Source organism: Klebsiella sp. RHBSTW-00484, from assembly GCF_013705725.1.
Taxonomy (GTDB): domain Bacteria; phylum Pseudomonadota; class Gammaproteobacteria; order Enterobacterales; family Enterobacteriaceae; genus Klebsiella.
Genome location: NZ_CP055486.1, coordinates 1 through 13,598, shown reverse-complemented (window position 1 = coordinate 13,598; position 13,598 = coordinate 1). Strand labels below are relative to the sequence as shown.

Here is a 13,598-nt window from a genome sequence, read left to right as displayed (position 1 = left end):
CCATCAGCGGGCTCTTTTACCAAAAATGTCCTCTGAACGTGACTGAAGCTGTTTGAGTGCTTCGAGCATGTCATCATTATCCAGTGAGCGCTGGGATTTCTTCCCTTCCTGCTTTGGCCGTCGTCGGGAAGGGCCATCTCCAGCGGGAATTGACTGAGAGCGCGTGTTATCCCGCTTGCTCTGCACCAGACTGATAAACTCCAGGGTTCGGCCAAGACGCTTGTTATCGACAATCGCGCCCTGGTCGATTTCTGACAGTCGGTCGTAGGTAGAGTAGGGAAGTAGCGTACCGTTCAGGCGCAGCTCTTTTCTGCCATCAGGATAGTGATACACATCGATATATTTACCTATTGCACGGCGACTCAGTTCGCTGTCTTCAATCAGGTACAACATTTTATCATATTGTATCGTCAACGATTTTGAGACTTTACGTTTTTCACGAACAGTGAAAATAAGCCCCAGGTCCTCATCATGTTCTACAGCACGGTGTACGTCAAAATCATGTCGCGGTACTTTGCCAAAACGGCGGTTATAGTCAGCCATATAGGCCTCAGCGAAGTCATTTGCAGCCTCCATTGAACAAATGCCCTGTAACCGCAGCTCTTTGACCAGACGATCCTGTAAAGTGAGGTGAGCTCGTTCTACACGCCCTTTGGCGGGACTGGTTTCTGCACAGATAGTCTGGATGTTCAGTTCATGCATGGCTCGCCCAAACTGAGTATGCCCGTCTCCGCCTGTGGCGTGTTTATTGTTAACACGAAAAACACCGGCTTTATCGCTGTACAGTGCCAGCGGTTTACCATGCTTATCGATATAGCGCCGCGTGGCTTCGAAGTAAGAAAACGTGGACTCCGATTTAACAAACAACAGTTCCATCAGTTTGCTGGTTGCATCATCAACATAGACCAGCGCGGTGCAGGCCGGGCCACGGCCTTCAAACCAGTCGTGATCACAGCCATCTATTTGTATCAGCTCACCAGTACACGGACGCCGGTACCGTGGTTGAGGGATCCTTGCGGCACGTTGTTTACGGGGAACCCATAAGCCAGCCCGCACCATGATGCGCCGGACAGTTTCTTTGCCAAGAAACAGTCCGTGGAGTTCTTCGAGCTTTTCACGCGCCAGAGTCGGACCGAAATCAGCATAACGCGTCTTGATCAGTTCCAGAGCCTGATCTGCGAGCCCGGGTGGCAACTGGCGGTTACCACGCATGCCACATCGTCTGCTGGCCATACCAAGCGGTCCGCCTTCACGGTAACGGGCAAGAAGTCTGCGGCATTGCCTGTCGCTGATACCGAGGTGCTCGGCCGCACGGCGCGTTGTGATGCGACGTTCAATGACGTCCTGTATAATCTTGATCCGGTTGATCTCTTTCAAAGTAAACACTCCTGAGCTTTCTGCGCTCATGATATGCCTCCCGGTAGTTTAAACGGACCAGTGAAGCTTACCATAGCGCGGACATCTGAATTGAGCCACAGGCGGACATTACTATTGAGCCATTACAAACACACTACACTTAATACCCATTATGTTAAAAACGACAGGATTCATGAAAATCATCAGAATTGTGCAGGATGGTTCACCTATCGATTAGATATGGGGTCTGAAGGCCAATAGAACGAAAACGTACGTTAGTGAAGTAACTGTCTGATATATCGAAACATAATGTACATTGGAAAACGCCATCAAAACGGTGTCTTTTTAATCGAAAATTGGCACTTAACGGACTTTCTTGTCTACTAATCGATTTTTCAGACGATAATTTTCCTCTTACCGTACGTTTTCGTACGGTTGGACCTCAAACCCCTTTGAGCGTGGCAAGCTGCACAAAGGGATAGGGCGGCACCAGAGAAAAATCACTCAGGGTCAATGCCAGCGCTTCGTTAATACAGATGTAGGTGTTCCACAGGGTAGCCAGCAGCATCCTGCGATGCAGATCCGGAACATAATGGTGCAGGGCGCTGACTTCCGGTGCCAGCAGATATTTTGGCAGTTTGCCTTGGATCAGAGCCATCTGACGCAGGGCTAGTGCAGCCGGATAGTCAATAGCTACCGGCAGCGGTGCGGAGCCCATCCTGGATTTTGTGTAACTTCTATTTGCTAATAGGGTATAAGAAGTTACACAAAGTTTGGGAAACTCGAGACCTTCCTAAATTTTGTGTAAGTATTTAATCTAAACGTCAGTTACACAGAATCTGGGATGGTCTCGACCACCTAGAACAGTCTGTTATAAGCGGTTCTCTTATAGTGGTCTGTTTTAGGTAGTCTGTTAATAGGTTTTTGTGGCTTTTACGTCGGTTCCGCTAGGGTATACCCTAAAAAATCCATTCTATGGTACTAAATCGCTAAGCTTGTCAGGGGTTCAGCATTCTGAGATAATGCAAAACGGCATATCCGAACTGAAAGCAAAAAGCTATTTGCATACGCATTAAATTCTTAGTCCATCTATCAGAATAAACGAGAAGCCCTATAATGAAAAAATCCGTTAAAAACCTGTTAAATCAAGTAGGACTTACCGCTTTAGTGACAGCAGCATTACTATCTGGAACCGTACATGCAGCTGACAGTGATGATCTTCTGAAAAATGCCGTTGATCAGCAAGCCAGATTATTAATGAATGAGTATGATATTTCAGGGATGGCTTTTGGCATTATTATTGATGGTAAATCACACTTCTATCATTATGGTTTGGCTGATAAGAAAGCTAAAATACCTGTGTCAGAAAATACTATTTTTGAGCTAGGCTCAATCAGTAAGACGTTTGCGGCTACTTTAGCCAGTTATTCAGAATTAAATGGCACACTTAAATTAGAAGATACCGCTGACAAATATATTCCCTACCTAAAAAACAGCCCCATTGGCAATACTAAGCTTATAAACCTAGCCACCTATTCAGCTGGTGGTCTGCCGCTACAAGTACCTGATGACGTTAAAAATAATAAGGAGTTACTCCGTTATTATAAATCTTGGCAGCCAGTCTTTCCTGTCAACTCAAAGCGTTTATATTCCAATGCCAGCATAGGATTGTTTGGTTATATATCGGCATTGAGCATGGACGCTGATTACACACAATTGATGGAAGATAAAATACTGCCGTCACTCAATATGCCCAACACCTTTATCAATGTGCCTAGTGACAAAATGGCGGATTATGCATTTGGTTATAACGCTGCTGGCGATGCTATCCGAGTCAATCCTGGTATGTTAGACGCTGAAGCCTATGGCATTAAATCTACTATTAAAGATATGACGCATTTTATGGCTGCTAATATGGGTCTCGTGCCGCTGGATAAAGATATTCAGCAAGCGTTAGATAATAATAGAAAGGGTTACTATCAGGCGAGCACTTTTACACAAGGGTTAGGATGGGAGATGTACCCTTATCCGACTAAGCTAAATACATTACTCAAAGGTAACTCAATGGATGTGGTGCTAAAGCCTCAAGCCATTAAAATAGATAATCATCCAACGCCTATTTTAAACAACGTCTGGGTCAACAAAACAGGCGCTACTAATGGGTTTGGTGGCTATATCGCTTATATTCCTGCCGAAAAATCAGGCATTGTCATTCTGGCAAATAAAAACTATCCAAATGCAGATAGGGTCAAAGCAGCGTATACGATTTTAGAGAGTGCGATAACTCATTGATTGAGCATGAGTCACAAAGCAACCTTATAAAAATGGCCTTTCACTAATAACCCAGCTAGATGCTGGGTTGTTATGTTCAACTTTTAAGAGCAGCCTTCCACCAAATAAATCGCTTCTGGTATACCAATATCGATGCTTTCTACCTCACCTTTTAATAGATTTTTATTGTCTGCTGTCCACTCAGTCGCCTTAATCGTAGAACCACTCAGCTTTTGACCGCCCTTGATGTGATATTCAATTTGTAGGGGTAACTTATCCTGTTTATTATTAAGCTCAATATTGTCATCTTTTAAGAATTCTCCAAGTGGGCTTTCTTTTATCACCTTAAAATTGACGTTAGCAATCAGGTTATAGTAATCACCATCAACCGCATATTTATCAACCTCGTAGCTAAGCTCGTCATTATGTGCTTTCATAACGTCTGAGGCTAAATTGCCAACGTTGATGTCTTTATAAAACGGGATGCTTGGATCCTGAATACTGATCAGAGCAACTTTACCATCTATGATTTGATATAACACAGAAGCACGATCACCGTACTCTTTATCGACATAGCTCAGCTCTGGATTACTGACGTAATAGCATTGTTCGTTATCGCTCTTGGCTTTGGTCATTCCTAGGCTACTTAGCAATTCAGGAGTAATAACCTGACCGAAGCTTAGTTTCTGATACCCTGACGGGCTGACGATTTGCTCATCAGCTATATCTGCTGCTTCGTTAGTTTGTGCTTTATCCATAGCACTCGCGGTGCGGACTGTTGTAACTCAGAATAAGAAATGAGGCCGCTCATGGCGTTGACTCTCAGTCATAGTATCGTGGTATCACCGGTTGGTTCCACTCTCTGTTGCGGGCAACTTCAGCAGCACGTAGGGGACTTCCGCGTTTCCAGACTTTACGAAACACGGAAACCGAAGACCATTCATGTTGTTGCTCAGGTCGCAGACGTTTTGCAGCAGCAGTCGCTTCACGTTCGCTCGCGTATCGGTGATTCATTCTGCTAACCAGTAAGGCAACCCCGCCAGCCTAGCCGGGTCCTCAACGACAGGAGCACGATCATGCGCACCCGTGGCCAGGACCCAACGCTGCCCGAGATGCGCCGCGTGCGGCTGCTGGAGATGGCGGACGCGATGGATATGTTCTGCCAAGGGTTGGTTTGCGCATTCACAGTTCTCCGCAAGAATTGATTGGCTCCAATTCTTGGAGTGGTGAATCCGTTAGCGAGGTGCCGCCGGCTTCCATTCAGGTCGAGGTGGCCCGGCTCCATGCACCGCGACGCAACGCGGGGAGGCAGACAAGGTATAGGGCGGCGCCTACAATCCATGCCAACCCGTTCCATGTGCTCGCCGAGGCGGCATAAATCGCCGTGAAGATCAGCGGTCCAATGATCGAAGTTAGGCTGGTAAGAGCCGCGAGCGATCCTTGAAGCTGTCCCTGATGGTCGTCATCTACCTGCCTGGACAGCATGGCCTGCAACGCGGGCATCCCGATGCCGCCGGAAGCGAGAAGAATCATAATGGGGAAGGCCATCCAGCCTCGCGTCGCGAACGCCAGCAAGACGTAGCCCAGCGCGTCGGCCGCCATGCCGGCGATAATGGCCTGCTTCTCGCCGAAACGTTTGGTGGCGGGACCAGTGACGAAGGCTTGAGCGAGGGCGTGCAAGATTCCGAATACCGCAAGCGACAGGCCGATCATCGTCGCGCTCCAGCGAAAGCGGTCCTCGCCGAAAATGACCCAGAGCGCTGCCGGCACCTGTCCTACGAGTTGCATGATAAAGAAGACAGTCATAAGTGCGGCGACGATAGTCATGCCCCGCGCCCACCGGAAGGAGCTGACTGGGTTGAAGGCTCTCAAGGGCATCGGTCGACGCTCTCCCTTATGCGACTCCTGCATTAGGAAGCAGCCCAGTAGTAGGTTGAGGCCGTTGAGCACCGCCGCCGCAAGGAATGGTGCATGCAAGGAGATGGCGCCCAACAGTCCCCCGGCCACGGGGCCTGCCACCATACCCACGCCGAAACAAGCGCTCATGAGCCCGAAGTGGCGAGCCCGATCTTCCCCATCGGTGATGTCGGCGATATAGGCGCCAGCAACCGCACCTGTGGCGCCGGTGATGCCGGCCACGATGCGTCCGGCGTAGAGGATCCACAGGACGGGTGTGGTCGCCATGATCGCGTAGTCGATAGTGGCTCCAAGTAGCGAAGCGAGCAGGACTGGGCGGCGGCCAAAGCGGTCGGACAGTGCTCCGAGAACGGGTGCGCATAGAAATTGCATCAACGCATATAGCGCTAGCAGCACGCCATAGTGACTGGCGATGCTGTCGGAATGGACGATATCCCGCAAGAGGCCCGGCAGTACCGGCATAACCAAGCCTATGCCTACAGCATCCAGGGTGACGGTGCCGAGGATGACGATGAGCGCATTGTTAGATTTCATACACGGTGCCTGACTGCGTTAGCAATTTAACTGTGATAAACTACCGCATTAAAGCTTATCGATGATAAGCTGTCAAACATGAGAATTCGCGAATGAACAAGCTCCAACGCGAGGCCGTGATCCGAACCGCGCTCGAACTGCTTAACGACGTGGGCATGGAAGGTCTAACGACGCGCCGACTGGCTGAGCGCCTCGGGGTGCAACAGCCAGCGCTCTACTGGCATTTCAAGAACAAGCGTGCGTTGCTCGACGCACTTGCCGAAGCCATGCTGACGATAAATCACACGCATTCGACGCCAAGGGATGACGACGACTGGCGTTCGTTCCTGAAGGGCAATGCATGCAGTTTTCGACGGGCGTTGCTCGCTTATCGCGATGGCGCGCGTATTCATGCCGGGACGCGGCCAGCCGCGCCGCAGATGGAAAAAGCCGACGCGCAGCTTCGCTTCCTTTGCGATGCTGGCTTTTCGGCAGGTGACGCGACCTATGCGTTGATGGCAATCAGCTACTTCACCGTCGGCGCTGTTCTTGAGCAGCAAGCTAGCGAGGCAGACGCCGAGGAGCGGGGCGAAGATCAGTTGACCACCTCAGCGTCTACGATGCCGGCGCGCCTACAGAGCGCGATGAAAATCGTCTACGAAGGCGGTCCGGACGCGGCATTCGAGCGAGGCCTGGCTCTCATCATCGGCGGTCTTGAACGGAGTACTTGCGCAATCTCGCTCCTTTAGGGGCGAGTCAAGCAAGTGGTTTCTACTCTTTTCTTTGCTTCAACGCTTGTGATGTCTTCATGGCTTTTTCGCTGGGCGGTTCGTTCTGGTTGTTGATGTACTCCCGAACAACATCGAGGGCAACCCCTCCGCAAGAAACCACACAGTAGCTTGGCGACCAGAAATGGTTGCCCCAAAGCATTGTTTTTACCCTGTCCCAATACTCTCGCCGGATCATGTAAGACGATTTACCTTTTAACTTGCTGACTAAATTTGAGATTGCCAATTTTGGATGTACGGACACCATCATATGGATGTGATCGTCCTCTCCACCAAACTCCAGTAGCTCACAATCCATCTGCTCACAAGTCTCTTTCATTATTGCCTCAGTCCGTTCAAGCATTTCTTTGGTAAAAACACCACGACGATACTTTGTAACAAAGACTAGATGAACGTTGTTTTTAAAAATGCAGCTTCTACCTGTTCTCCAATCGTACATTATAACCACATGCTAGATTGACAAAGTTTAAGTAAGTGTAATAATTTCAGGTGTAAATAGCAAATAAACGGACATCATGTTAACTGGCATCAAGCTACGCGCTAACCCGACATCTCACCAAAAACTGATCTTGAGTCAGTGGATGGGGTGCGCTCGTAGTATCTGGAATGCCAAGGTAGAAGAAGAGCGTTATTACCGAACCTATGCCCGTAAATATTGCACCATCGGAACTTACGCGCCCATCGACCAGACCACTTCACAATTCAAATCCAAAGAGCTTTCTCCGTGGCTAAGTGAATGCCCTAGTCAAATCTTGCGTAATAGCGCGGTTAACTGGTATCAAACTTATCAGAAATTCATGAGCGGGAAATGCGGCAGGCCAAAGCGAAAACCTAAAACGGACAAAGGAAGCATTTATCTTACCCGTGAAGTGTTCCGTTTCGACCATTGCGATGACGGCAACGTGCGCCTGTTTATTGGGACAAAGACCAACAATATCGGTTATCTGTCCTTTAAGGCACATGGCAAATTTGAGATCCCAAACTCGCTTTATGTGAGAAAAGAGCGCGGCCACTATTATGTGTCATTCTGCTATGAGCAAGGACAGCCTGATCGCAAACTAAGTACCAATGAAGAGCACTTAGCTTTTCTGCAAGGGGCGACCAGAGAATATCTGGAAGAGCACACCATGGGTGTTGACCGAGGCGTGGCGATCCCCGTTTGTGCTGGCGAACAAACCTATGATTTCACCCATAGCCAGAAAAAGAACATGAGCAAAGCAGACCGCTATATCAAGCGATTGCAGCGCAAACTGGCAAGGCAGCAAAAAGGCTCTAACCGCAGAGCCAAGACCAAGCATCGAATTGCGGTTCATCATGCTAAAAAGGCTAACATACGAAATGATTTTGCGCATAAGACCAGTCGGTTATTGGTTGATAGCAGCGCCAAAATCATTGTGTTTGAGGCGTTACGAACCGCAAGGATGACGAGAAGGCCGAAAGCAAAACAGGATGAACAAGGTCGATTCATATCAAATAAAGCCAAGCAGAAAGCAGGACTGAATAAGTCTATTCTTAATGTGGGCTGGCATGTGATCGAGACTTACACCTACTACAAGGCTTATTCATCCAGCAAAGCGGTATTTAAAATACCCGCACCAACAACCAGTCAGGAGTGCGCAAAATGCGGTCACACTCATCCCGACAATCGCAAAACACAAGCCCTGTTTGTTTGCGGTAATTGTGGAAATACTGACAATGCAGATCACAATGCATCACTGGTTATCAAGAAGCGGGCAATTAACTTAATTTTGGACACTGGAACGGTGTTATCTGGCGATGGGGTTCTGCGAACTCAGTCGGATAGTGGACGTGGAGGCAATCGTAAGACTGGCCGAGCCAAAAGCTCAACCAGCAGTGCTCAACGAAGCGTCAAAAAAGAAAAGCTGGCCGCTTAGGTTAGTTTGGAAGCTCGACCGCTTTAGCAGCGAGTAGTTCACATAGAGTTTCATCCTAAAACAGAGGGCAAAGCCTCCTGCGGGACGGTGGCCACTTTCGGCCCTGCCGGTCGCCGTCCGTTCGTGCGGCGCTGCAAGTATCGCAGCACACCCAGCGTCATGCGGGCGTCGGCAAGGGCGCGGTGTGCGCCGTCTTCTGCCACGCCGCAGTCGGTCGCAGCCTCGATCAGCTTCAACCATCGCCAGCGGTCGCGGCTCCGGTCGTACTCTCCATGCCACTCGGCATACATCAGCATCGCGCAAGCGGTCGTCAACACTGGCGCGGTGAGTCCGTGTATCTGATAGGTCTGCCGCAGCAAGCGCGCATCAAAAGCGACGTTGTAGGCAACGACGGTTCGGCCAGCAACGGCGGCGGCGTACTGCTCGGCCACCTCGGGCCAGCTCGGCGCACTGGCCACCATAGCGTCGGTGATTTTGTGAATCGCTGTCGCCTCGACCGGGATTGGCCGGGTCGGGCGTACCAGCGTGTCGAGGATCGGTGCGCCGGTCACGTCGAGTATGGTTATCTCGCAAATCTCGGCGTCATCACCGAGGCCGGTGGTTTCGGTGTCGAGCACAATGCAGCCTGCGGCGATCAGGTCTTTTGCCTGCGCTGCGACGTGCTGGCGACGGACTTGGGCACGCCCAGGCATCCAGCGCCACGGCACGCACTCGGCTGGGTTGTACACATCATAAGCCCCCTGACCTTGCCAGACACTGCCAGCGGGCTTGGTGTTTAGTCCCGGCATGAGGCGGAGGCGTTCCTTGAGGTGCTTACGGCATAGAAGCCCCTTGGCCTCTGCTTCGGTCGGGGTGAGGTGTTTTCGGGTTTTGGGCATACGCCCCCCTTGTTGGTGTCTCAGTCCCGGCGGTAGTGGGCGACGATTCAGACGCTCGAAAGTATGAGACTTTATTTTCACGATTCAGGCCGCGCCCAATGCCACGCGATCCTTTCAGAATGACACTTTACCCGCCTGCCAAGCCTGAGTCTTTCAAAACAGTCCTGAAAATTGGCGTAGCTTAGGATGGGACTTTATTTGCATCCCACAGCTTCGCTGTCTGCGGCCTCTCTCGCCCACCATGCAGGCCGGGCGGCTGCGGATGACAGCGCCCCCACGGCCCACAATGCAAGCTCCTGATCGCCCAGGTTCGCAGCCTGCACGATCACCGCCCCAAGCTGCCGCAACTCATCGGACAGCGCCTGAAATTCTGCGGCGCTTGGCATCACTCGCCCCCCTTCCCTTTCGGTGCCTTCGTGGCCTTCTCGGCGGCCTCGGCTTTGTCCTGCTGCCGTTGCAGCGCCTCAAGCTGCCCGGTAAGTCGTGCGGCCTGCTCGCGGGCCTCTGCTGCCACCTTGCGAGCCTCGTCACGCTCGGCCTGCGTCTGCCGGGTTTCCTGCGCTGCTGCGGCGCGGGCGGTGTCGTGGGCCTGTGCAGCCTTGGCGGCCTGCTGCTCGATCTGCTCGGCGCGGGCCTCTGCGCGGCTCACACGGTCGGCGCACGCCTCCAGCTTGGCGGCCAGCACGGCGGCCTGTTGTTCGGCGGCGGTGCGGCCCTGCTGTGCCTCGGCCAGTGCGGCGCGTAGGCGCTCAAGCTCGGCGGCCTGCTCGCTCACGCGCTCGGCCTGCGCCTCGATCTTGTGCCGGGCGGTTGCCACCTCCAGCCGGGCAGACTCTGCCGCCTGCTGCTCGCGCTCGATGCGCTGCTGCGCCTCGGCCAAGTCGGCGGCCTGCTGGGCGGCTTTGCCTGCCAGCGTGTCGCGCTCAGTGGTCAGCACGGCCACCTGCTCGGCCAGCTCGTCGCGTTCGCCTTCCAGCACCTCGCCAGCGGCGGCCAGTTCGGCGGCCTCCGCCTGCGCCTGCACCAGACGGCCCTCGATCTCGCCGCGTGCCCGCGATGCGGCCCGCTCGATCTCGGCGGCAATGGCAGCGGTCAGCGCCTGCGGCAGTTCCGGCGCAGCGGCTGCGGCCACCGGGCGGGCCTCGCGCCACGCGGTCAAGTGCTTGTGAATAGTGTTCGGGCTGCCGGTGTCGCCCAGCTTCTCCCGCACCGCCCGGATGGTCGGCTGCTGACCCTCGCCTGCCAGCGCATCAGCGACGGCGGCGACCTGCTCAAAAGTGATGCCCTGACGTGCCATGATCGTTGCTCCTTTCGTACCATATCAGCGTAAATCGTACCAATACAGATATGATACGCAATACAGATACGATATGCGAGCGGTTTTCGTAACGTACCGCTGCCCGGTCGGCTGCTCGTTTTTGGTGAAACACCGTGCTGACGCCTCGCCTTCGGCTCGTTGTCGGCCAGAAACGGGCCTACAGCGCGTTTTGAGAGGGTAAGAAAGGGGGCAGGACGAAGGGCGAAGACCGCCACCCTGCCCCCAGAGCCTCACGGCGGCGAGTGGCCTCCGGCGGCCCTGCCGGGGGCATCTTGCAAACACGATCAAGGCGACAGCCGTTTGACCGCATCCACAAATGACAATCTGAACAGGTGCATGGTCAGGTCGATGGCACCGCCGCCCTGCTCTTTCCGCGTGTCGTACCACTTCGGCCCGGTCGCCAGTAGCTCAACACCGCCGCCACCAATGGACACATTCAGCCGCACCGTAGCTTTGTCCTTCACCGGCACAAAGCCAGGTTCACGTTTCCAGTACAGGCCCAGCCGGTCTAGCGTTTCCTGCACCGTCATTGCCCGCAACGAATCCAGCAGCGCGGGCGGAAAGGATCGACGGGCGCGACTCATGACAGCCACCCGATGAACTGGACGAGGGGGCCGCGCCGTACAGGCGCTACTCAAAGGCAGGCGCTACTCAAAGGCAGGCGCTACTCAAAGGCAGGCGCTACTCAAAGGCAGGCGCTACTCAAAGGCAGGCGCTACTCAAAGGCAGGCGCTACTCAAAGGCAGGCGCTACTCAAAGGCAGGCGCTACTCAAAGGCAGGCGCTACTCAAAGGCAGGCGCTACTCAAAGGCAGGCGCTACTCAAAGGCAGGCGCTACTCAAAGGCAGGCGCTACTCCAAGGCAGGCGCTACTCAAAGGCAGGCGCTACTCAAAGGCAGGCGCTACTCAAAGGCAGGCGCTACTCAAAGGCAGGCGCTACTCAAAGGCAGGCGCTACTCAAAGGCAGGCGCTACTCAAAGGCAGGCGCTACTCCAAGGCAGGCGCTACTCAAAGGCAGGCGCTACTCAAAGGCAGGCGCTACTCAAAGGCAGGCGCTACTCAAAGGCAGGCGCTACTCAAAGGCAGGCGCTACTCAAAGGCAGGCGCTACTCAAAGGCAGGCGCTACTCAAAGGCAGGCGCTACTCAAAGGCAGGCGCTACTCAAAGGCAGGCGCTACTCAAAGGCAGGCGCTACTCAAAGGCAGGCGCTACTCAAAGGCAGGCGCTACGCGCCGGGCGTAGGCTTCGCCATTAGTAATACGCATGGACTTGGGACACCTCACGATCAGCCCTCCCCGCCTGTAATACGCATGGACTTGGGACACTCTCCCGGCTCTGCGATGTAGCGCCCGGCAGCGGTCTTGCTAATGCCCATCTGTGCAGCAATGGCCCGCACGCTCAGACCCTGCGCCTTGAGGGCCAAAGCCTGCGCCTGCTTGGCGCTGGCTGCTTCCAGATAGGAAGCACGATCGACAGCCCCAGCGGCACGTCTGCGGGCTTTCTCGCGCTCGCTGTGGCGCTCTGCGGCCATGTCCCGGCTGATGAGCGTGCGCAGCTTGCGCTGCTCGTCGTCGGTGATGTGAAACAGGCTGATAAGCGTGTCGTTCTTGGGCGTGTAGAGCGGCGCAAACTGCTTGCCGCCGAACTCCACCTTTTCCCCGGCTTCGTGGGCCTTGGCCTTGGCGTACAGCGTCATAAGCTCGGCGCTGCGGTAGTTCCACCGTGGGTCAAGCTCACGGGCCAGCGCGGCGGCCTCGTGGTACATCTGGCCGGTGTGCGTCGCACCTGACAGCAGCAGGAAATTCAGCCGCCAAAACAGGTGCTGCATCCGCTCGCCCTCGGCCACGCCGCCGCGCAGCGCGGCCAGCGTGCGCAAGTCCTCCAGACGATCCCACGCCAGTTGCCGCCCGTTGAGCGTGCGCAGGTTGCCGGTTTGGCCGCCCGGCAGCAGCTTGAACTGGCGACGGTCGGCGCGGGCCTTGCGGTCGGCCTCGATGTCCCAGCGGGCCACCGGCAGTAGCGCCTCGGCCAGATACTCGAAGTTGTACCGGATCGGCTCGCCGTCCGGGCCTTGCTCAACGTGGATGACGCGGCAAACCTCGCCGCTCTTGCTGTTCACCGTATTGACCAGCCGCAGCACGCGGCTTGCATCCTTGGCCGCTGGATCAGCGCCCAGCCCGGCCAGACGGTCGATCAGGTAACGCTGGCAGGCATTCCAGCGTGGCAGCGCCTGACGCGGCAAGGTGCCATCCAGCAGCCACTTTGCTTGCACGCCACGGCCAGAGAAAACGAGGATCGACGGCGGCGGCACGCCTTCGTCGTAGCAGCGGAACATGACAGCGGCGGCCAGTTGCTCGGGGCTGCGCCCCTGCGCCCACGGCTCGCGGTAGGTGTCCAAGTCAGCGAACAGCAGCCCGATACGGGCCAGATTGACGACACGGCGGTTTGGCTTGATGAACTCGGCCTGAGACAGCCACGTATCCCTGCTGTGGTCGAGCATGGAGAGCACCACGGGCATCTGTGACAGCCGGTAACTGTCCTGCTTCTTGCCGCTGCCCTCGCCCGTCGCCATGAGCAACGAGAAAAAGCCCTGCCGGGCTGTGTCGTGATAGCAACCCGCCTCATCGGCTGGGCTGAAAAGTCGTAGCTGTGCTTGCCCCAT

Annotated in this window: 14 protein-coding genes and 1 pseudogene; 5 read left to right on the top strand and 10 right to left on the bottom strand. The window is 54.3% G+C overall.

Annotated elements, in window-relative coordinates:
* Positions 1-3 precede the first annotated feature (3 nt).
* Both HV213_RS32655 and HV213_RS32650 read right to left on the bottom strand, forming a co-directional pair.
* A complete protein-coding gene (locus HV213_RS32655; protein WP_001567368.1) occupies positions 4-1,407 on the bottom strand; it encodes an ISNCY-like element ISKpn21 family transposase in 1,404 nt (467 codons plus the stop codon).
* Between the two features lie 400 nt (positions 1,408-1,807).
* Positions 1,808-2,074, bottom strand: a pseudogene (locus HV213_RS32650) (site-specific recombinase); the annotation flags it as partial.
* Between the two features lie 398 nt (positions 2,075-2,472).
* On the opposite strand from HV213_RS32650, the gene ampC reads away from it, so the two are divergent.
* Positions 2,473-3,648 carry a class C beta-lactamase gene (gene ampC / locus HV213_RS32645; RefSeq protein ID WP_181486571.1) on the top strand — a complete coding sequence of 392 codons (1,176 nt, stop codon included), beginning with the start codon at positions 2,473-2,475 and terminating at the stop codon, positions 3,646-3,648.
* Positions 3,649-3,731: 83 nt separating this feature from the next.
* Here ampC and HV213_RS32640 read toward each other — a convergent pair whose 3' ends face one another.
* Positions 3,732-4,385 (bottom strand): hypothetical protein, encoded by a 654-nt coding sequence (locus HV213_RS32640; RefSeq protein ID WP_228288651.1) that lies wholly within the window; start codon positions 4,383-4,385, stop codon positions 3,732-3,734.
* Positions 4,386-4,436: 51 nt separating this feature from the next.
* Between HV213_RS32640 and HV213_RS32635 the strand changes: the two genes are divergently transcribed.
* Both HV213_RS32635 and HV213_RS33860 read left to right on the top strand, forming a co-directional pair.
* Positions 4,437-4,649 (top strand): hypothetical protein, encoded by a 213-nt coding sequence (locus HV213_RS32635; RefSeq protein WP_001326882.1) that lies wholly within the window; start codon positions 4,437-4,439, stop codon positions 4,647-4,649.
* 54 nt (positions 4,650-4,703) lie between these two features.
* On the top strand, positions 4,704-4,832 hold the full coding sequence (locus HV213_RS33860; RefSeq protein WP_001260374.1) for a type VI secretion protein: 129 nt from the start codon (positions 4,704-4,706) through the stop codon (positions 4,830-4,832).
* 55 nt (positions 4,833-4,887) lie between these two features.
* On the opposite strand, the gene tet(C) is transcribed toward HV213_RS33860, so the two are convergent.
* Entirely contained in the window at positions 4,888-6,078 is a 1,191-nt protein-coding gene (tet(C), locus tag HV213_RS32625) for a tetracycline efflux MFS transporter Tet(C) (protein ID WP_000841446.1), read from the bottom strand.
* Positions 6,079-6,170: 92 nt separating this feature from the next.
* Here tet(C) and tetR(C) point away from each other — a divergent pair, with 92 nt between their 5' ends.
* Positions 6,171-6,806 carry a tetracycline resistance transcriptional repressor TetR(C) gene (gene tetR(C), locus HV213_RS32620; protein ID WP_181486570.1) on the top strand — a complete coding sequence of 212 codons (636 nt, stop codon included), beginning with the start codon at positions 6,171-6,173 and terminating at the stop codon, positions 6,804-6,806.
* A gap of 22 nt (positions 6,807-6,828) precedes the next feature.
* Here tetR(C) and tnpA read toward each other — a convergent pair whose 3' ends face one another.
* Entirely contained in the window at positions 6,829-7,284 is a 456-nt protein-coding gene (gene tnpA / locus HV213_RS32615) for an IS200/IS605 family transposase (protein WP_009873365.1), read from the bottom strand.
* 76 nt (positions 7,285-7,360) lie between these two features.
* On the opposite strand from tnpA, the gene HV213_RS32610 reads away from it, so the two are divergent.
* Positions 7,361-8,740: an RNA-guided endonuclease InsQ/TnpB family protein gene (locus tag HV213_RS32610; RefSeq protein ID WP_009873366.1), complete on the top strand. Its 1,380-nt coding sequence runs from the start codon at positions 7,361-7,363 to the stop codon at positions 8,738-8,740.
* A 50-nt stretch (positions 8,741-8,790) separates the two neighbouring features.
* Here the strand turns inward: HV213_RS32610 and HV213_RS32605 are convergent, their stop codons facing one another.
* From HV213_RS32605 to HV213_RS32585, 5 genes are all read right to left on the bottom strand, one after another.
* Positions 8,791-9,618, bottom strand: a complete 828-nt coding sequence (locus HV213_RS32605; RefSeq protein ID WP_059385974.1) for a 3'-5' exonuclease — start codon at positions 9,616-9,618, stop codon at positions 8,791-8,793.
* Between the two features lie 194 nt (positions 9,619-9,812).
* A complete protein-coding gene (locus tag HV213_RS32600; RefSeq protein ID WP_033147142.1) occupies positions 9,813-10,004 on the bottom strand; it encodes a hypothetical protein in 192 nt (63 codons plus the stop codon).
* Complete coding sequence (locus HV213_RS32595) at positions 10,004-10,915, bottom strand: DNA-binding protein (protein ID WP_064169966.1); 912 nt, start codon at positions 10,913-10,915, stop codon at positions 10,004-10,006. Before HV213_RS32595 ends, HV213_RS32600 begins: the two co-directional genes overlap by 1 nt.
* A gap of 305 nt (positions 10,916-11,220) precedes the next feature.
* Positions 11,221-11,466, bottom strand: a complete 246-nt coding sequence (locus tag HV213_RS32590) for a hypothetical protein (RefSeq protein ID WP_058686741.1) — start codon at positions 11,464-11,466, stop codon at positions 11,221-11,223.
* A 755-nt stretch (positions 11,467-12,221) separates the two neighbouring features.
* Positions 12,222-13,598 carry a helix-turn-helix domain-containing protein gene (locus tag HV213_RS32585; protein WP_015060213.1) on the bottom strand — a complete coding sequence of 459 codons (1,377 nt, stop codon included), beginning with the start codon at positions 13,596-13,598 and terminating at the stop codon, positions 12,222-12,224.